Here is an 18619-nt window from a genome sequence, read left to right as displayed (position 1 = left end):
TTTATTAAGTTCGTTCCTGTATGTTGAGTCAATTGTCAGGTTTATTGTCTAATTTACTATACGAAATGATCCGTGCTGCAAGGCTTGCTAATGAACCAAGAAAGGCACTTCCAACTATATCGGAAGGATAATGGTGTCCAACCCAGATTCTCGATAAACCTGTAAGAGCAGACATCCACATCATGATTGTCCCCAGGGTCCGGTGGTACATCAGGACAGTGGTAGAGACGGTGAAAGCGAGCATTGTATGCTTGCTGGGAAAGGAAGAATCCGTTTTTGACGGAATAAGAATTCCAATACGCCGTTTCATGAATGGGCGCGGTTTGAAATAAAATAAATGGATGAAGAATTGGGCAGCCAAGCTGAAGGCCACTGACAGGCCCGTTTCAAGCGCGATTTTTTTGTTGAATCGATTTTTGAACAGAATCACTACAATGATGAAAAGGTAAACATAGCGTACACGATTCGAAATTAGGATCATTAGTTTATCCGCGGTTGAAAAGCGGCCGGAAAGTCTGTTGATCAGCTGGAAAAGTATAAGGTCCATCATGGTTCTCCTCAATGTTTTAATCTTACTTTTCCCTGGCTGTTGACAAAAATGTATGAAAAAAAGGAGAGGATATGGAATGGGCGCACAGATGGTCTACAAAGAAGCGTTTAAAGCTGTTGGAGTTAAATGGGTCGGCACTTTTGAACAGGCGGCCAGAGGAGAAATTAAGAATTTCCATCACGAATTCCTTAAAAGGAAGAATGAAGTTAAACATGCTGTCGATGCTGAAAACATTATTGGGCTATCTTACCACATAACAGAAAAAGGCTTTACATATTATCTTGCCCTTGAAGTGGAAGATACGCAGTCTATACCTGATGGAATGGAGCTTATTACGGTTTCGGCGCATACATTTGCCAGCTTGGGATATAAGGGATCAGCAGTGCATGAAGCATATACAAGCTTGTACACTTGGGTGAAACAAAATGGATATACTTTAAAGCATGGTGATTTGGAACATCTGGAAGAGTATCCGGGAAGTTTTGATCCTTTAACAGATGTACCTGAACTGAAGATTCATATTCCAATTATGATTTAGCATGGAATTTAAAAGGGATTTTTATAAGAAGGGAATGTTTGGGGATAAAAGGGCTGGCTTAAAATTTCCCAAGTTCATTTTTATCAAAAAAAAACAAGCACTCTGGAAGCTGCTTGACCAGTGGCGTTAGCAAACTTCTTTCTCTCAGGCCGAGGTATTGGTTTTTTCATTGCCAATATCCTCCCGGTTAGTGTTACCGCTGCTTATTCGAAATAATTCCAGTCCTCTGAGCAAGGCATCCCCTCCAAAACCAGCCATAATGGACATTAAGAATACCCGCAGCATCGAGTCAGCCTCGGATGAGACTACCAACAGTGCTGCTGCTAAAGATCCTGTAAGTATTTCTTCAAGAAAACCGAGGTAGATGAATTTCTTTGTTTTTCTAGGCATGATGATCTTGCCGCGTTTTCTCACATGTGCTGTCAGTCCAACAAATCCACCAATGACCATTGCGAAAATCATGTTTTCTAACAAATTGATCACTCTCCTAAAGTCCAGATTTTTGTTGGTCGACCTTAGGTAAATCTGGATGTATTACTATTATACAAGTAGTAATGGTGGAAAAGTATGCGTAAATTTATCGAATTTTCTGTATATTTAAATAGTAAATAATATGTGTAACTTTTTGGAAGATGTTGAAATTTCGCCCTAATCAAATAAGTTACAGGGCTAAAGTCATAAAGAAACAGTTTCACAAGGGTGTCTGAAGCAAAAAGAGGGAATTGTTTTGAAGGAGCATAAAATGTTTATTTTAAATGTTGAAGGTGCGATCCAGAGCGAGGGAAAATGGCTCATCATTGAGAGAAGTACTAAGGAAGAACACGCTGGAGGGCAATTATCACTTGTTGGTGGCACGGTAGAAAACGAAGGATTTTCTAAAGACTTGCTTGAGCGGACCCTGAAGAGGGAGATGTTAGAGGAAGTCGGGATCGGAATTAACGAAAAGATGAATTATCTGCGAAGCAGTTCATTTGTTCTGCCTGACGGGAGAGAAGTTCTCGACATAGTGTTCCATTGTGTGATTGAATCGGGAGACCCATTTGCAAAAAGTCCGGATGAAGTGGAGGCGATATATTGGATGACAGCAGAAGAAATTTATGCGCATCCAAAGGCTCCAATCTGGTTAAAGGAAAGCATTGAGGAAGCCGAGCGTTATGTTCATTCTTTAAAAATGAAGGCCACCAGTTAAGGTGGCTATATTTTTGCCGAAAAAAGGAAATATCAGGTCGAATATAGAATAAGTTAAGGAATTTCATCGTTGAATTGAGAGGTTTGTCTTGTGGAAATTATAGAAGATTTAGTCAGTGAAATTGTGTCGAAGGCAGAGCATAGTGACCGTTTGATCATTGGCTTAGACGGGCTTAGCCGTTCAGGCAAAACGACCATTGCAAAGAATATGGCGGCAATGCTGGAAGAAACCGATATCCAAATCGGGATGATCCATTTGGATGACCATATTGTCGATCGAACGAAAAGATATGGTACCGGCCAAGCGGAATGGAAGGAGTATTATTTCCTTCAATGGGAAGTGGAACATCTGAGGGAAATATTGTTTGGAAAGCTCAAAGACGACAATGAGCTTGTGCTTCCGTTCTATGATGATCAACTGGATCAACAAGTATATAAAAAACTTAACTTAACGGGGAAGAAGATTGTTTTGGTCGAAGGGATTTTCCTGCAGCGGGAAGAGTGGAAAGAGCAACTGGACTATACCATTTTTATCGACTGCCCTCGCCAAATTAGATTTGAGAGGGAAAATGCCCGAACTCGGGAGAATACTGGAAAATTTGAGAATAGATATTGGAAAGCGGAGGATTATTATCTCGAAAAGCTCAATCCGAAGGTAAAAGCCGATAAAGTCATAACATGTCATCAATTGATGAAAGGTGATTTTGAATGAATTGGAAAAGAATATTTAGCTTTGGCAGGGATTCAAAACAATACATAAATATTGCTGAAATTGAGATTTCTGACGAGGTGCTGACGACCATTAGTAAATTCACCGGCGGCAGGTTGAAGCCATTTTATAAAACAGATTTGTATAGAGATAAGAGGGGAGAAAAAATAGGAGTCTGTGTCGAGGTAAAACAGGATCAAGCGGAAGAATTTGTGACAGAAATGAGAGAGGAAATGCAGGAATTAGGATACCTTCCTTTTATCTGTGATTCCGAACATAACAAAGTGTGTATCAGCCAGGTTTCGCACCAGTTTGACATCCTTAAAATCCAGCAAACAAATGGAGATAACTATGACATTAGCAACGAAATGGTCATTTCCAAACTAAAGGAGTGGCATCACAGGTATCCATTTACCATCATAGGCGCCGATCTTGACTGGGTGGAAGCTTCATTCCAGGGGATTCCTAATGGAAAGGAATTAAGGTCCTTTGCCACTGAAATGTATCAATTCTGTCCAGACATCGTTGAGCAGGGGGCAGGTTCGATCAATGGATTAATGGAAGAATTGAAAGAGTCGAAGAAATTATTTTTATGGTGGGACTGATCATCTTTGAGGGGGAGTTTTATGGTTACGGAAATCTCTGAGAAGTTTAAAAATTTTGCTGTTCATGAATGCAGGGGGTCAAGTCCTCTTTATGAATCTCTTTCATTAAAAATTGCTGAAAATCGGGAGATGCTTGGTCTTGCAAGTAAAGCGAGGGCAGGCCAGCCGGTGCCGAATTTGCTTTTGGGGGCGGTACATTATCTGCTGATGAAAGATTATGAGCATCCACTTGCAGAATACTATCCAAGTTTGTCAGATGATCCCCGGTCTGCTGAGGAAGCTTTTGCCGCATTCGTTGATTTTTGTCGGCATTATACAGATGAAATCACTCAAATCATAAATAGCAAAATCGTACAGACCAATGAAGTCAGGCGCTGTGCTTACCTTTTCCCCCTTTTCAGCCATATTTTCTCAATGGTCCAAAAACCGATGGCATTGATTGAAATCGGGACTAGTGCAGGCTTGCAGCTTTTCCTGGATCAATATAGCTATTCCTATGGGACAGGTCAAAATTATGGGGAATCTGATTCGCCTGTTCACTTAACATCGGTAATTGAAAGTGAAAATAAGCTATTCAGTGATCTCAACATTCCAGAAGTGAAGACCAGGATTGGAATCGACCTGCATATCAACGATGTTAAAAATATGGAGGATTATCTTTGGCTTAAAGCTCTCATCTGGCCGGAACATCATGAAAGGCGAGAACTGTTTGAAAAAGCAGCAAACTTTGTCGCTACCCAGTCTATGAGATTAATAGAAGGGGATGGAGTAGAATTGCTCAGCTCAATCGCAGCCGAAATACCGGAAGACCAGGTGATTTGCGTTTTTCATACCCATGTTGCCAACCAAATGCCTGACACAACCAAGAAAAAGCTCTTAAACCAAATAAAAGAGATTGGTGAACGAAGGGACAACTTCCATATTTACAATAATATATACGATCAAAGGCTCCATCTGGATTACTATCTGGATGGGAAAGAAAGTCTCAATACAATCGGGGAAACCGATGGTCATGGCCGCTGGTTCAGACTGAACCTTTAGAACGCTTCAAATTTACCAGGTAAGGTGAGATAAATGGAGAAAGATCCCTTTTTTATTGAGTATTTTTTTATGGGTGTAATTGTTCTGTATTCATTGTATCTATTTATTTTCAGTAACTCAGTGAAAGGGCTGGAGGAGGAAATCACCGAGAAAATGAAGGCACTGCCAATTGCCATCCTCATTCGGTATTTGATGTTCCTGGCTTTTAACTCTTATTTTGCCAATATGCTTTTTGACATCAGCTGGCTGTTGTGGATCTGTCTATTTTCAGTGATTGGCTTATGGATTATCTTGACTGATCATAAATTAACTATATCTTATTTTATTTTGAATTTTGTATTGCTTTTTTTCTTTTTTACAGCCGGTGTACCGACGCATCAAGACTCATTTAAGGATTACATCAGCGATCATACAGAATACGAGTGTCTTGCGCTTGAATGTGTAAAGGTGAAAGAGGTAATCGAGGAAGAGACAGTAAAAACAGAAATAAAAACTCATTCTATAGTGGGTTATTCATTTGATTGGTATCTGCTTTTCGCCAGAGGAAACATAAGCCTTCAGGATGAGGAAGGGAATATAGAGGTACTTGAAGGCACAAACATTGGCGGTTTGTGGCTGCTGAATAAATGATGATTGGAGTTTAAATACTGTATTTTTGGGAGGGCAAGGAGATGTCGGGAACAATATTTTGGCTGCTGGTGGGTGCATCGGGAATTCTTTTGATATTCGGATTGGTCAACAAATCCTGGAAAGCGCTCATTGGGAGCGGGGTAGCTGTACTTCTGCCATCCCTTTATTTTTTGGGAGCCGAAAACTGGTTACGCGTTTTGGCTTTGGTCCCTCTGTTTCCAATTGGGTTAGGAATTTTCTATGCAAAACTCCATAGTAAACAATAATTGTTTTTCGAATCTGGTTAGCTTGATAGATAAAACTTAAATACTGGGAGAAATACGATGGAATTTCGTTTAGCAACAAAGCAGGACATACAGCACCTCATCAAGATGAGGTGGGATTTTGCACTCGAGGATTACCCGAAAATGGGAGAAGGAATTGAGTATCGTTCTTTTGAAAAAGAATGCCAACATTTTCTTGAAACTGCATTGGAAAACGGAAGGTGGTTTGTTTGGGTTGCGGAAAAAGAAGGGGAAATCATTTCACATATTTATATTGAATTGATCGAGAAGGTTCCTCGCCCCGGCAGGATCACAAAACCGTTCGCATACATGACAAATGTTTATACTGTGCCGGCATATAGAGGGAAGGGTGTTGGAAGTGAATTGTTATCGATAGTTAACTCCTGGGTTGAAGAGAATAAGTTCGAGTTCATAATTGTTTGGCCAAGCGATAAAAGTATCAATTTCTACGGAAAAAATGGATACACTCATTGCCAAGAGCCAATGGAAAGGCATTTTTAGTCGGTTTTATTTTAAGAATAATCTAATTTATTTGAAACTTTATGTCCTTTTACGCGTAAAGTAGGTATCTGGTAAAAGGAGGAAAGAGTTATGGCCCAATTAACCTTCAAATCCGAGAATACCTCGAATATTATTCTTGTTTCAGCCATCATTCTGATCATCAGCAGCTTATTCATGCCTCTTGTTTTCGTTTATTTTATACAGGATTATCTATACCTGACAAAAGATAAGTGGTTTTATGTGACACCGCCATCAGCTTACATTCTGTTTATGGTCGGCATGCTTTGGCTTGCTGTCACGCTGCTCCTTTATTTGTTTGTTCAATGGAAATTCGATTGGAAAGGGTTCAAGTGGCTCACTATTCTTCTTATGTTTGGATGTATACCTTTCTTTATGTTCAGTATTTCGAATTATTACTATCTGAATGACGAGGGATTGCATTTTAATGAAGCGAAAAGTTTCAATGAAATCCAGTCTTATGGCTGGAAGGATCTTAAGGAAGCGAAGGAGATCTTCGTCAAAACCAAAGGAGTAACTGTTTCGGATCATTATATGTTCACCACCAGCGATGGAAATGTGATCAAATTGCCAAATAACAGCAAGGTAGCATTTAACAAGCAAAGAATTATGGAGAAACTGGAGGAATACAATATTCCGCTAACTAATAATATGGGAGATTTATATGAATAAGCCAGTGCTAGAAAGAAGGTACGGTGATAGAGCCGATTGGAAACGGGTAATCCAGAGAAAGTTTCATCAGGAACTTATTGAAGATGAAGGCTTCCGAGGATATGTCACTTCATTGAAAGTGAATAAAGTCACCGAACCATTATTTTTCCAATACGAAGATAAAAAGGTTTGCATAGTAAACAATGGCTATACCTGGCTACAACATTTTCCAGAAGGACAATGCCATTGCGTCACTACCATGTTTAATGCCAGGGGGGAGGTTGTTCAGTGGTATATCGATATTTGTCTTCAAAATGGGCTTGAAAACAAAAGGCCTTATTGGGATGACCTGTTTCTGGATATTATCATAATTCCAAACGGAGAAGTCTACTATAAAGATCATGATGAACTTGAGAAAGCACTTTTAACTGGAGCGATCAATGAGGATTTATATCACATCGCAATAACCGAGGCCGAGCAAATTAAGAAACTGATAGAAACAAATGAATTTAAATTGTTTCAATTGACCAGGGTCCATAAAGAGTATTTTGATCGGAAGGATTTAGATTTACTCAAGTAATATTTAAAGGATGATAAACTCCATTATGTTCGTTAAAACATATAGTTACAGCATTAAGCCAGAGCGTGAAAGAGATTACCTTGATATCCAAGTTAAATCGGAGCAAATATATTCTCGTTTCACCAATAAACAGACTATTTACTTGCAAAATAGGGCAGACAGTTCCAAGTGGATTGAGATGCACATCTATCAGGATGAAAAAAGCTATACTCACAGTATTCATTCAGTTGACCAACTGCCTGAAATCCAGGAATTGTATAAGCGTTTCCTTGAAGTCATTACTTCAGCGGAAGAATTAAAAGTAGCTGATTATAACCAGGTTTTTTTAGGCCATTATTCATAAATGTACCATTCTTTATACCATATTAACTAAATTCACTGGTCCTTCACTAAAATAAAAACGAGGAATTCAAATGAAAAATCTTGTTATCGCAACAATCATTATAATCATTTTCACGACTGGTTGCAGTCCGAAGTTCCAACCGGAATTAACCAGGGTCGATGTGCAAAAAATAACCAAGGATGGCATGAAGGACGGTGAGGAAAGAATAATTGCCAAAAAAGATGAGCTGCACAAAATAGAGCAGGCATTTGATGAAATTAAGTGGTCCCCAAAGACGAAGGCGGATATGGCAAGGAAAGAAGATGTATTGGCGATTTTCTTCATCCAGGAAGAGAAAAATATGCCTGAGAGTTTGTATGAATACCGAATCTGGTTTAAGGGAGAGTCTGCAACAATAATCAGCAACAAGGAAAATGAAGCGTATGGAAGATTAACAGATAAAACGGAAGTTCGTGAATTAAAATCTGCATTGCTGCTAGGTGAATAGGTCGTTGGTTTTAGTGTCACAAAAAAGAAAAAGTGCCAATACGGACACTTTTTTCAGCTTACAGCATTGAAAGCTGGGGGATATTCGATTTTACCTTCCAATCCATTCAATGAGCCATACTCAAGCTCGATTGCCATGAACACTTCATCTGGTACAGGGAAGGGAGCTTGGATACCGAAATTTTTCGAGGGCTGAAACCCGAATTTAGGGTAAAAGTTAGGATGGCCCAGTACAAATACATGCTGATATCCTAAAGACTTGCATTTTTTCAGGCCTTCCGTGACGAGTGCTGAACCGATTCCGCTATTTTGATATTCTGGCTTCACGGCCATTGGAGCGAGACTCATAGTTGGAATCACACCTTGGTTAGTAACAAGGCTGATTACGCTGAAAAGAATATGTCCGATGATCTCGCCTTTCTCATCAACAGCTACCAGGCTTAAGGCTGGAATGAAATGTTCAGAATCCCTGATCAGTTCAACCAAACGGGCTTCATTTTCACCATTTTCAAAAGCCGCTCGATTTAGAACGCTGATACCATGGATATCGTGAATGTCTTCCGGGCGAATAATATAATCAACGCTTTTCATATTTTTTATACTCCCTCCACACCATATTAGAAGTTTTGGATTCTGAATCAGAAAACTCCCTGTAATAAAGCTTTTCATTTTCACCTGATATTGAGTCGATATCATTTAACAACCTAACTAGAAATTCTCTATCTTTGTTGATTTGGTCTTCAATTTGTGTGTATTCCCTGCCATTTTTTATACTCTTTGCTAAGTCCGTATAATGGTCAGCAAGTTGATCCCACATTGTACCTAACGTTGAGATCTTTCCATTCATCATATGGTACTGTCTGCCCTGATTAGACAGTTCCCCGAGATGAACGGCAAATGTGAATTCGCCATCTTCTTCATTCAAGATCTTTATCCATGTGGCCGGAACAGCATCGTTCTCCAGTAGAAATATAGAGTCCCTTACTTTCCGCTGGAAATCAGATCCTGCCTGTATTTCTAGGTCAGAGATTCTTTTATACTGATAAAGATTGAGTAAGATCAATGCTGCGAGAACGAATATGGTCATGTACATAAAATTTTTAGATTTCATATGACGACTCCTTTCTATACAGTCTGAAATAATAATAGCAGAAAATTCCAAAAGAGTAATTAGAATTTTTACCAGAATGAATTCTTTCACGTACAGCACTTTTTTCTGTTATGATTAAAGCTGGCTTTTAGCCAGAATCAATTTTCAAGGAGAACCTGAATGACAAAAAACCTTCCATTTACCATCACTAAAAATGATACATTCTTTGATTTATTAGGAGATTACATTGGTGATGTTTTTTATGATATTTTGCCTGAAAAGGGCTATGAGTTGCGCGACGAACAGATTTATATGGCTTTCCAGGTGGAACAGGCCTTTAAGAACAAAGGAATTGTGTTTGCGGAAGCTGGTGTAGGTACAGGAAAGACCTTCGTATACCTGATTTACGCGATTCTCTATGCTCGTTATATGGGGAAGCCTGCGATTGTATCCTGCTCAGATGAAACGCTGATTGAACAGCTCGTAAAAGAGGGCGGAGATATCGAGAAACTCGAACAGGCATTAGGACTCAAGGTGGACGTCAGGCTTGCAAAAGCAAGGGAGCAATATGTATGTGTCAAGAAGCTTGATGAGCTTTCCAACACTTCTGACGACATGGAAGTTCTTGATGTCCATGACCAGCTGCCTGACTTTATTTTTGATGAAGGCATTTCAATGAATTCGTTCAGCCGTTATGGTGACCGGAAGGAATATCCATGGGTCACGAATGAAAAATGGTCCCAGATGGCCTGGGATCCGCTCCAGCAATGTTCGACGTGCAGCTGGCGCCATCGCTGTGGACAAACATTGAATCGTGATTACTATCGACATGCCGGAGACTTGATTATTTGCTCGCATGATTTTTACATGGAACATGTCTGGACAAAAGAATCACGCAAAAGAGAGGGCCAGATGCCATTGCTGCCAGAAGCAAGTACCGTCATATTCGATGAAGGCCATTTGCTTGAATTCGCAGCACAAAAAGGACTGACTTACAGATTTAATTCGCAAACTCTGACGACTGTGTTAACAGGTTATATGCACCAGGATGTCCGGGAGGAATCTCTTTATCTAATCGAGGATATTATAGAGCTGCATGATTCATGGTTCGACCTGCTGGTTGAGAACTCGACTGCTGTTGAGGGTTCGAATCGGAAAGAAGTTGCTAAGCATCCTGCGATCAGGAAAACAGCTGAAACTTTGGAAAAGAAGGTCAGCGAATTAATGGACCAGCTGGTATTTGACGCAGAAATGTTCCTGATTGATGAATACCACTTGAAAATCATGGAAGAATACCTCGAGTTTTTCGCGTATGGTCTATCGATTTTCCTGAAGAATGATGAAGGGATTTTCTGGCTTGAAGAGAATGAAGTCCAATCTTCACTCGTGATCATGCCTCGCCTGGTAGAGGACATCTTGAAAAAAGAAGTTTTTGCACAAAATATCCCTTTTGTGTTCTCATCAGCAACTCTATCCCAGGCAGGGGACTTCAACTATATAGCCAGGAGTCTTGGGATTGAAAAATATTCTTCTTTCACGGTAGCTTCACCATTTGATTATGAAGAGCAAATGGAAATTAGAGCACATATCAGGGATGACGAAAATCAAAAGTGGGAGCAGATAGGTACGGATTTGCGAACTTCCAATGGAAGTTCCCTGGTTTTGTTTTCTTCCATGCAGGAAATGGAAAGGTTCAGAATATGGTCCGATCAACAGGAATGGAATTTTGCCATCCTGTTTGAAGGCGACCGCGAAATCAGTGAAACCGTAAAAGACTTCCAGAATGTCACCAGCTCTGTACTTTGCTCATACAGTCTATGGGAAGGTCTTGATGTTCCAGGTGAATCTTTGAAACAGGTTATTATCGCTTCATTGCCATTCCCGCCTCATGACCCGGTCTTCCAGGCAAAACGGAAGCATGCGGCCAACCCTGCAGCAGAAGTTGACGTTCCATACATGCTGCTTCGATTAAGACAGGGTATAGGCCGGCTGATCAGAAGCAGCCAGGATCAAGGTGTCGTGCACTTGTGGATTACCGGCGCACAAAAAGCAGAATTCATGAAAGAAATAACAGGAGTGCTACCTGTAAAAGAAATCCATTAAGATAAAAAAATCCCGAAAGGTCTAAGCCTTTCGGGATTTTTTGAGAAAAATTAGTTTCTGCATCCGCATTTTCTATGATCGCGGCCGCGATCATTCTCATCTTGTGCACCAGCAACCAAATCATTGATGATGCATCGACGGACAGCACGGCAGAGGTCATCAAAATCAACAGTCGCCCTTACCTGGTTATTGTTGCGGTTAGGAAAGAAAACTCCTGCGACGTCGTTGTTATTCCGGTTGTTTCCCATTCGAGACTCAACTCCTTTCCAAAAAGAAATGTTTGCTTACACGATATCTTATTCGGAAAAGGGACAAGTTGTCCGGGCTTGTATCTATTTTTGATGGCGAATGTGCTCTTCTCATAGAATCATTTAAAGAATGAAAGTTTAATAGAACGAAAAAAAGCAAGCGGAGCCCGCTTGCTTTTTAGTGCATATGACGGTAGACACCGATGACTTTACCAAGAATCGATACATTACGAAGGATGATCGGTTCCATTGAGGAATTTTCCGGCTGGAGCCTGAAATAGTCCTTCTCCTTGAAGAAACGTTTGACAGTAGCTTCGTCATCCTCTGTCATTGCTACTACGATATCTCCATTATTGGCTGTCTTTTGCTGCTTGACGATTACGTAGTCCCCATCAAGGATCCCAGCTTCAATCATACTGTCACCCATGATTTCCAGCATGAAAACCTGCTCATCATGAGGAACCAGACGGTCTGGTAGAGGGAAGTATTCTTCTACATTCTCGATTGCCGTTATTGGCATACCGGCTGTAACTTTACCGACAACAGGCACGTTGATAACATTATATTTAGGGATACGGGTTTCATCTTCAATTTCCAGAATTTCAATTGCGCGCGGTTTTGTAGGGTCCCGTCGGATCAGCCCTTTGCTTTCGAGCCTTGCAAGGTGGCCGTGTACAGTAGAACTTGATGCCAGTCCAACTGCTTCACCGATTTCGCGTACGGATGGCGGATATCCTTTTTTCTTGACTTCACCTTTAATGAATTCAAATATATCTTGTTGCCGCTTTGATAACTTTGTCATTTTCACGCACCTCGTATATTTTCTTGTCCTAATTATACCATGTCTATCCCACAGATACAAACATAAGTTCGAATTTCAAGTTGACACGAAACAAATGTTCGTATTATAATAAAATCAAATAAGCGAACATATATTCGTTAAGGAGTGTCGGACATGAAAAAAATATGGGATAACTATTCTTACGCCTTGATCCTTCTTGCTGTCAGCGTGATTTTTTCACTCGTGGCAAAAGCACATTTAAATAACGAGGAAGCATACATAACTGTTACTATAGAAGAAGGACAATCACTGTGGGAGATCGCTGAGACATATGCCAGTGAACATCATTTGTCAAAAAATGAATTCGTGAGCTGGGTAGAAAAAGAAAATGGGATCGTAGGCGAACGGGTCTTTCCAGGAGATGAACTTGTCATCCCGGTAAGAGATGAATATGTGGAACCTACTCAGATTGCCGGAGCAGAAAGATAATTTGTACATAGAATAAGGTGACAGCATGAAAGCGATTATTTATTGCCGGGTAAGTACTACGAAGGAAACACAGGAAACATCGCTTGCCAGGCAGGAGGAAGAATTACTCCGTCTTGCAGAAGACTGTGGATTCGAAGTGATGAGTATCATTAAGGAACAAGCCAGTGGGTATGACCTTGAAAGGGACGGGATCCTCGAACTTCTGGAGTTGATCAAGGACAAGTCGGTCAATGCCGTATTGATTCAGGATGAGACCAGGCTTGGAAGAGGAAATGCAAAGGTTGCGATCCTTCACTGCATTCTCAAGGAGAACGTTAAGTTATACAGCATCTCCCACAGTGGGGAACTTCAACTATCTGAATCGGATTCCATGGTACTCCAGATTGTCAGCATGGTGGAAGAGTATCAGAGGAAGATCCATAACATAAAAATCAAACGCGGAATGAAACGTGCGGTCGACCATGGTTACAAGCCTCAGCGCAATCTCAAAAACCAGGGTGAACATTCCGGCAGGGATAGAAAAGACATGCCGATTGCGGAAATTGTCAGGCTGCGGAATAATGGACTTACTTTTGCTGAAATTGCCGCGACTCTTAAAGGATTCGGCTACAATGTTTCCAAGGCGACAGTCAATCGAAGATATCTTGAGTATATCGAGACAAATGAGGAATGAGGCTCCTTTCTTGTAAAACTCAAAAAAATTTAGTAAGATATCATTTGACGTACTTTTTTACAAAGGAGATTTACAATGCTATCAAGTGATAAAATTGCTAGAATCAATGAGCTGGCGAGGAAAGCAAAAACATCGAAGCTGACTGAAGAAGAAGCAAAGGAACAGACGAAGCTTCGCGCAGAATATCTCCAATCATTCCGTTCTTCTATGCTTAATACGCTCAAGGGAGTTACCATTGTCGATCCAGAGGGCAATGATGTAACACCTGAAAAATTAAAAGAAGAAAAAATGAAGAATAAACTTCATTAATATATTCAGATTGGAATACATGAGAGAATGTATTCCATTTTTATTTTGGCAGCATTGGAGAGAGCACAATTGAAATCGGATGTTTTATGCGATGGCTGAAGTGGAAAATCAGCAATGTTATAGATAATAATGTCCCTTAGCTTATAAGTCGCAAACTGTCTTCTGTCTTCTTCAGGACTGATCAATTACATAACTACAGCTAGTATGTGTCAAAATAAATAACAATACGGCCTTTTCTGTCTCCTTCAGGCATAATTTGTTGTATAATAATTTCTCTCGCTATAATATTAAGGATGTAGCCAGTACCTATAGAAAGGATGTATTTAATGTTTAAAGAAATTGATATGCTTTCAATTGATTCCATTCGTACGTTATCGATTGATGCGATTGAAAAAGCGAATTCAGGCCACCCAGGCATGCCGATGGGGGCTGCACCGATGGCTTACACATTATGGACGCGATACATGAACATCAACCCTAAGAATCCTGAATGGTTCAACCGAGACCGTTTTGTCTTGTCTGCCGGCCATGGTTCTATGCTGCTTTACAGCTTACTGCACCTGGCAGGTTATGATTTATCCATGGAAGATATTAAGCAATTCCGTCAGTGGGGAAGCAAGACACCAGGACACCCTGAGTTTGGACACACTGCCGGTGTAGATGCAACAACTGGACCGCTTGGCCAGGGAATTGCCATGGCAGTAGGTATGGCAATGGCTGAACGTCACCTTGCTTCTGCCTATAACAAAGATAACTATACTATCGTTGATCACTATACATATACCATTTGCGGTGATGGCGATCTAATGGAAGGTGTTTCAGCTGAAGCAGCTTCCCTTGCAGCTCACCTGAAATTGGGCAAGATGATTGTCCTTTACGATTCAAATGATATATCACTTGATGGCGACCTTAATAAGTCATTCTCCGAAAGCATTGAAGGACGTTTCAAGGCGTATGGATGGCAATATATCCGCGTTGAAGATGGCAACAACCTGGAAGAAATCGCAAGAGCGATCGAGGAAGCGAAAACTGATTCAGACCGTCCGACCATGATTGAAGTTAAGACCGTCATTGGATATGGATCACCGAACCTATCTGGTAAATCAGATGTTCACGGAGCTCCGCTTGGCGCAGATGAATTGAAGCTGACTAAGGAAGCTTACAAGTGGACTTTTGAAGAGGACTTCCATGTACCAAGTGAAGTTTATGATCACTTTAAACAGCAAATCGCTGAAAAAGGTGAACAAACAGAACAAGCATGGAATGAACAATTCACTCAATATAAGAGTGAGTATCCAGAACTAGGTGCCCAGCTTGAAAAAGCCATGAAGGGTGAGTTAGTAGAAGGATGGGATAAAGACATTCCTGTATACGAAGAAGGCAAGAGCCTTGCTAGCCGTGCATCTTCTGGTGAAGCACTTAACGGCATTGCGAAAAACCTTCCTTACTTGATCGGAGGATCTGCTGACCTTGCTGGATCAAACAAAACGATGATCAAGGGAACAGGTGACTTCTTCCCAGGTTCATTCGAAGGCCGCAACATCTGGTTCGGCGTACGTGAATTCGCAATGGGAGCAGCTATGAACGGTATGGCACTCCACGGCGGCTTGAAGGTGTTTGGCGGAACATTCTTCGTATTCTCTGATTACCTGAAGCCGGCAATCAGACTTGCTGCGTTAATGGGCTTGCCTGTAACCTATGTGTTCACACATGACAGCATCGCCGTAGGAGAAGATGGTCCAACCCACGAACCAGTTGAACAGCTTGCTGGACTACGCGCCATGCCAAACCTGTCTGTAATTCGTCCTGCAGATGGCAACGAAACAGCAGCAGCATGGAAGCTGGCAATTGAATCGACTAAGAATCCTACAGCTCTAGTGCTGACTCGCCAAAACTTGCCGACAATCAAGAATACGGACAAGAATGCATACGAAGGCGTATCAAAAGGTGCTTATGTCATTTCTCCAGCTGGAAAAGAAACTGCAGATGCACTTCTTCTTGCAGCAGGTTCAGAAGTTGGTCTGGCTGTAAAAGCACAAGAAGCTCTTGCTTCAGAAGGAATAGATGTTGCTGTTGTCAGCATGCCTGCATGGGATCGCTTCGAGCAGCAATCAAAGGAATACAAAGAAAGTGTCATTCCAAAGTCTGTCAAGAAGCGCCTTGGAATCGAAATGGGATCTTCATTAGGCTGGCACCGTTATGTTGGTGACGAGGGAGAAGTACTTGCGATCGATACTTTTGGTGCCTCTGCTCCAGGAGAAAAAATCATGGAAGAGTACGGATTCTCTGTCAACAATGTAGTTGCACGTGTTAAAGCATTGATTGAACAAAACTAAAATTATCGTGATAAAGAGCACGTAACCATTAATGGTTGCGTGCTCTTTTTGATTTGGAAATTATTAGTGAGGATTTATGTTAAAATCAATTTGGCTTAATATCGATCAATACGCTTGATCGCAAGAGCATAACTATTATAAAATTTTTCGTTTCTGTGCAACCAGAAAGGAATTGTTATCGCCTAAAGAATAGAAACAAACAAGGAGGTGCTGCTTTTGGAACAGTCAGAATTGATGCAGCGAATCAGGATTGGAGATGAATCTGCTTTCGCTGAGTTATTGAATCCCCTGATTGAAAAAGCATATAAAACAAGTTACAGTATTGTCCGGTCAAAGGAAGAAGCAGAAGAAGTCGTCCAAAATGCAATGCTAGAAGCATATCGAAATATTATAGCCGGAAAGGAAATCATGTATTTTACCACCTGGTTTTACAAACTAGTCTCCCATCGTTCGATCGATAACATAAGAAAGAATGCAAGACTGAAAGAAACGGTAATTGAAATGGAAACGCTAAAGGATCAACGTGGAGTTATGGAAACTGTTCTTGAAGATGAAATTCAACTCGAGATCAGTCAAGGCATCCAGTCACTCAAGAACGGTGATTATCGGAATGTATTGCTCCTTTACTACTATCAGGATTTCACCATTCAAGAAGTTTCTGAAATGCTAGGCATGAAAACTTCAACAGTCAAATCACATCTTCACAGGGCCAGGAAAGCACTCAAAAACAAGTTGATGGAAAATCAAATAATAGGGGTGAGCACTCAATGAAAAATGAGGACATGATGATCAAAAAGGAGCTAGAAGAAGATTTGAAGAAGATTGAGGTGCCATCTTCACTATACGATTTTGCCAAGAACATTAAAGTAGAGGCAGAACCAAAGAAGGCCGCTGACAAGATAAGAAGAAAAAGAATGTTCCCATTTGCTGCAGCCGCAGTAATAACATTAGGGGTAATAACCGGCTCAGCATTTCTCAATCCTTCTGTTGCAGAAATGGCTTCTAAAATCCCTTATCTTGGTCAGGTATTCAAGACGAAATCTGTTGATGTAATGCTTTGGGAAGCGCTAGAGAAGGAAGGGTATGAAAATTTTACTCTAGGGATGACCCCGGGCGAAGTGACTAGATTTGAAATCAGTTTAGAAGGTTCTGAAAAGGACGCTGACCGGGAACGAGAGAAAATCACCGCGGTCACAGAGAAGGTTCTGAAAAGTAAAGGTTATGATTCCTATAAGATTAAAGTGAGTTCATATATTCCTGAAGTTACTCCCATTACAAAGGAGGAAGAGGGAATGACTGAACTGGGTGAAAAACTTGAAGCTGATCTAAAGAGTGCTGGGTATGAGATCATTTATGTAAATCCATTCAACAGCAAAATTGAGGTTGCAATACCAATTACAGAGAATAGAGCAGGCGAAATCAAACAACTGACAACTGAATCAGTGAAAACCTATGGGTTCGACAAGGATGTATTCATAGAAAGCGTTGATATTGAAAAAGAGAAACGGGAAAACATATGGATGGATTATTTAAGAAACATACATGAGGGACTTGCACTCAAAAAAGAATATCATGTGACAGGATACAGCTATTCATACAAACAAAATAAATTGAAAATGATGATAAAAACTAACCTGGCAGCTGGGGATTTGGAAGCCGAAGAGACAGTTAAAAAAATTCGAGATGAAATCAACAAATTTATCAACAGCGAAAAGCCGAATTCCATAGTAAAAGATGATGAATACGAGTTAATAGTCGAAGATAAGAATGGAAAAGAACTGCCTTATTGAAAAAACAAGGAAAAAAGCGGACTCTTCCGCTTTTTTTACTTGTCTATCCTAATGAAATGAAAATAGCCTTCTTTAAGTTAAAATTGAATAGAGAGACAGTAAATGGTAAAATATATTCGAACTAATGTTCTAAAAAAAGAAAGAGGTGCTGTTATGGTAACAGGAATTGTCCCTTACATAGTAACGAACGGGAATGGCCAGGAAGCAGTCAAGTTTTATCAGGAGGCATTAGGAGCAGAAGTAATCAGTCTCCAAACTTTTGGAGATATGCCTGCAAACCCTGATCATCCTCTTCCTGAAGAAGCGAAAAACCGAGTGTTGAACGCCCAAATGAAAATTGGTGGTGCAGGCATTATGCTATCAGATACATTCCCTGGCCATCCATATCAGCTTGGTTCCCAGGTAACAATCGCGATTATGTTGGATGATGCTGAGGAAGCAAAAGAGATCTTTGATAAATTGCAAGTGGACGGAAAGGTAACAATGCCCCTTCAGGAAACCTTCTGGAGCCCGGCTTACGGCCAGGTGACCGACAAGTTTGGCATCGAGTGGCAAGTATCAACAGAAAGTAATAAGTAATCCCGGGCTGGGCTGCAGATGCAGCCTAGCTATTTTATTTACATAAAGAGGTTGAATGGAAGGACAAAGTGGAATCAATAGTTATATCAACTAAGTT

25 protein-coding genes are annotated in these 18619 nt (G+C 40.6%); 19 read left to right on the top strand and 6 right to left on the bottom strand.

The window, feature by feature from the left end:
• Nucleotides 1-28: 28 nt before the first annotated feature.
• A complete protein-coding gene (locus ACNAZ4_RS00570; RefSeq protein ID WP_415812260.1) occupies nt 29-547 on the bottom strand; it encodes an undecaprenyl-diphosphatase in 519 nt (172 codons plus the stop codon).
• A 79-nt stretch (nt 548-626) separates the two neighbouring features.
• On the opposite strand from ACNAZ4_RS00570, the gene ACNAZ4_RS00565 reads away from it, so the two are divergent.
• Nucleotides 627-1088 carry a GyrI-like domain-containing protein gene (locus ACNAZ4_RS00565; protein ID WP_415812259.1) on the top strand — a complete coding sequence of 154 codons (462 nt, stop codon included), beginning with the start codon at nt 627-629 and terminating at the stop codon, nt 1086-1088.
• Between the two features lie 144 nt (nt 1089-1232).
• Here the strand turns inward: ACNAZ4_RS00565 and ACNAZ4_RS00560 are convergent, their stop codons facing one another.
• A complete protein-coding gene (locus ACNAZ4_RS00560) occupies nt 1233-1562 on the bottom strand; it encodes a DUF4257 domain-containing protein (RefSeq protein ID WP_415812258.1) in 330 nt (109 codons plus the stop codon).
• Between the two features lie 268 nt (nt 1563-1830).
• On the opposite strand from ACNAZ4_RS00560, the gene ACNAZ4_RS00555 reads away from it, so the two are divergent.
• The 10 genes from ACNAZ4_RS00555 to ACNAZ4_RS00510 all read left to right on the top strand — a co-directional run bounded on the left by ACNAZ4_RS00555 (nt 1831) and on the right by ACNAZ4_RS00510 (nt 8125).
• On the top strand, nt 1831-2277 hold the full coding sequence (locus tag ACNAZ4_RS00555; RefSeq protein WP_415812257.1) for an NUDIX hydrolase: 447 nt from the start codon (nt 1831-1833) through the stop codon (nt 2275-2277).
• A gap of 90 nt (nt 2278-2367) precedes the next feature.
• Complete coding sequence (locus ACNAZ4_RS00550; protein ID WP_415812256.1) at nt 2368-2988, top strand: kinase; 621 nt, start codon at nt 2368-2370, stop codon at nt 2986-2988.
• Nucleotides 2985-3590: a DUF4253 domain-containing protein gene (locus ACNAZ4_RS00545; protein ID WP_415812255.1), complete on the top strand. Its 606-nt coding sequence runs from the start codon at nt 2985-2987 to the stop codon at nt 3588-3590. The genes ACNAZ4_RS00550 and ACNAZ4_RS00545 overlap by 4 nt, the downstream gene beginning before the upstream one ends.
• A 21-nt stretch (nt 3591-3611) precedes the next feature.
• Nucleotides 3612-4631, top strand: a complete 1020-nt coding sequence (locus ACNAZ4_RS00540) for a DUF2332 domain-containing protein (protein WP_415812254.1) — start codon at nt 3612-3614, stop codon at nt 4629-4631.
• Nucleotides 4632-4700: 69 nt separating this feature from the next.
• On the top strand, nt 4701-5261 hold the full coding sequence (locus tag ACNAZ4_RS00535) for a hypothetical protein (RefSeq protein ID WP_415812253.1): 561 nt from the start codon (nt 4701-4703) through the stop codon (nt 5259-5261).
• Nucleotides 5262-5584: 323 nt separating this feature from the next.
• Nucleotides 5585-6046 carry a GNAT family N-acetyltransferase gene (locus ACNAZ4_RS00530; RefSeq protein ID WP_415812252.1) on the top strand — a complete coding sequence of 154 codons (462 nt, stop codon included), beginning with the start codon at nt 5585-5587 and terminating at the stop codon, nt 6044-6046.
• A 90-nt stretch (nt 6047-6136) separates the two neighbouring features.
• The gene (locus tag ACNAZ4_RS00525) at nt 6137-6736 is read left to right on the top strand and encodes a hypothetical protein (RefSeq protein WP_415812251.1); all 600 of its coding nucleotides are present in this window, start codon (nt 6137-6139) and stop codon (nt 6734-6736) included.
• Nucleotides 6729-7295 carry a ribonuclease FAU-1 family protein gene (locus ACNAZ4_RS00520; protein ID WP_415812250.1) on the top strand — a complete coding sequence of 189 codons (567 nt, stop codon included), beginning with the start codon at nt 6729-6731 and terminating at the stop codon, nt 7293-7295. The genes ACNAZ4_RS00525 and ACNAZ4_RS00520 overlap by 8 nt, the downstream gene beginning before the upstream one ends.
• Before the next feature lie 25 nt (nt 7296-7320).
• On the top strand, nt 7321-7638 hold the full coding sequence (locus tag ACNAZ4_RS00515) for a hypothetical protein (protein WP_415812248.1): 318 nt from the start codon (nt 7321-7323) through the stop codon (nt 7636-7638).
• A 70-nt stretch (nt 7639-7708) separates the two neighbouring features.
• A complete protein-coding gene (locus ACNAZ4_RS00510) occupies nt 7709-8125 on the top strand; it encodes a hypothetical protein (protein ID WP_415812247.1) in 417 nt (138 codons plus the stop codon).
• A gap of 53 nt (nt 8126-8178) precedes the next feature.
• Here the strand turns inward: ACNAZ4_RS00510 and ACNAZ4_RS00505 are convergent, their stop codons facing one another.
• Nucleotides 8179-8715 carry a GNAT family N-acetyltransferase gene (locus tag ACNAZ4_RS00505; protein WP_415812246.1) on the bottom strand — a complete coding sequence of 179 codons (537 nt, stop codon included), beginning with the start codon at nt 8713-8715 and terminating at the stop codon, nt 8179-8181.
• A complete protein-coding gene (locus ACNAZ4_RS00500; RefSeq protein ID WP_415812245.1) occupies nt 8702-9235 on the bottom strand; it encodes a hypothetical protein in 534 nt (177 codons plus the stop codon). The genes ACNAZ4_RS00505 and ACNAZ4_RS00500 overlap by 14 nt, the downstream gene beginning before the upstream one ends.
• Nucleotides 9236-9394: 159 nt before the next feature.
• Between ACNAZ4_RS00500 and ACNAZ4_RS00495 the strand changes: the two genes are divergently transcribed.
• Complete coding sequence (locus ACNAZ4_RS00495; protein ID WP_415812244.1) at nt 9395-11317, top strand: ATP-dependent DNA helicase; 1923 nt, start codon at nt 9395-9397, stop codon at nt 11315-11317.
• A 50-nt stretch (nt 11318-11367) separates the two neighbouring features.
• Here ACNAZ4_RS00495 and ACNAZ4_RS00490 read toward each other — a convergent pair whose 3' ends face one another.
• Nucleotides 11368-11565, bottom strand: coding sequence for a hypothetical protein (locus ACNAZ4_RS00490; protein WP_415812243.1), 198 nt, complete (start codon nt 11563-11565; stop codon nt 11368-11370).
• Nucleotides 11566-11743: 178 nt separating this feature from the next.
• Nucleotides 11744-12367 (bottom strand): transcriptional repressor LexA, encoded by a 624-nt coding sequence (gene lexA / locus ACNAZ4_RS00485; protein WP_415812242.1) that lies wholly within the window; start codon nt 12365-12367, stop codon nt 11744-11746.
• Nucleotides 12368-12520: 153 nt separating this feature from the next.
• On the opposite strand from lexA, the gene yneA reads away from it, so the two are divergent.
• From yneA to ACNAZ4_RS00450, 7 genes are all read left to right on the top strand, one after another.
• Nucleotides 12521-12835, top strand: a complete 315-nt coding sequence (gene yneA / locus ACNAZ4_RS00480) for a cell division suppressor protein YneA (protein ID WP_415812241.1) — start codon at nt 12521-12523, stop codon at nt 12833-12835.
• 25 nt (nt 12836-12860) lie between these two features.
• Nucleotides 12861-13508 carry a YneB family resolvase-like protein gene (locus ACNAZ4_RS00475; protein ID WP_415812240.1) on the top strand — a complete coding sequence of 216 codons (648 nt, stop codon included), beginning with the start codon at nt 12861-12863 and terminating at the stop codon, nt 13506-13508.
• A 75-nt stretch (nt 13509-13583) separates the two neighbouring features.
• Complete coding sequence (locus tag ACNAZ4_RS00470) at nt 13584-13817, top strand: DUF896 domain-containing protein (protein WP_415812239.1); 234 nt, start codon at nt 13584-13586, stop codon at nt 13815-13817.
• Between the two features lie 326 nt (nt 13818-14143).
• Entirely contained in the window at nt 14144-16153 is a 2010-nt protein-coding gene (gene tkt, locus ACNAZ4_RS00465; protein WP_415812238.1) for a transketolase, read from the top strand.
• A gap of 216 nt (nt 16154-16369) precedes the next feature.
• The gene (locus ACNAZ4_RS00460; protein WP_415812237.1) at nt 16370-16924 is read left to right on the top strand and encodes an RNA polymerase sigma factor; all 555 of its coding nucleotides are present in this window, start codon (nt 16370-16372) and stop codon (nt 16922-16924) included.
• Complete coding sequence (locus tag ACNAZ4_RS00455; protein WP_415812236.1) at nt 16921-17943, top strand: hypothetical protein; 1023 nt, start codon at nt 16921-16923, stop codon at nt 17941-17943. Before ACNAZ4_RS00460 ends, ACNAZ4_RS00455 begins: the two co-directional genes overlap by 4 nt.
• Before the next feature lie 153 nt (nt 17944-18096).
• On the top strand, nt 18097-18522 hold the full coding sequence (locus tag ACNAZ4_RS00450; RefSeq protein WP_415812235.1) for a VOC family protein: 426 nt from the start codon (nt 18097-18099) through the stop codon (nt 18520-18522).
• Nucleotides 18523-18619 lie beyond the last annotated feature (97 nt).

The organism is Mesobacillus thioparans, from assembly GCF_965138835.1.
GTDB lineage: Bacteria > Bacillota > Bacilli > Bacillales > Cytobacillaceae > Mesobacillus > Mesobacillus thioparans.
This window is presented reverse-complemented; position numbering and strand designations above follow the sequence as displayed.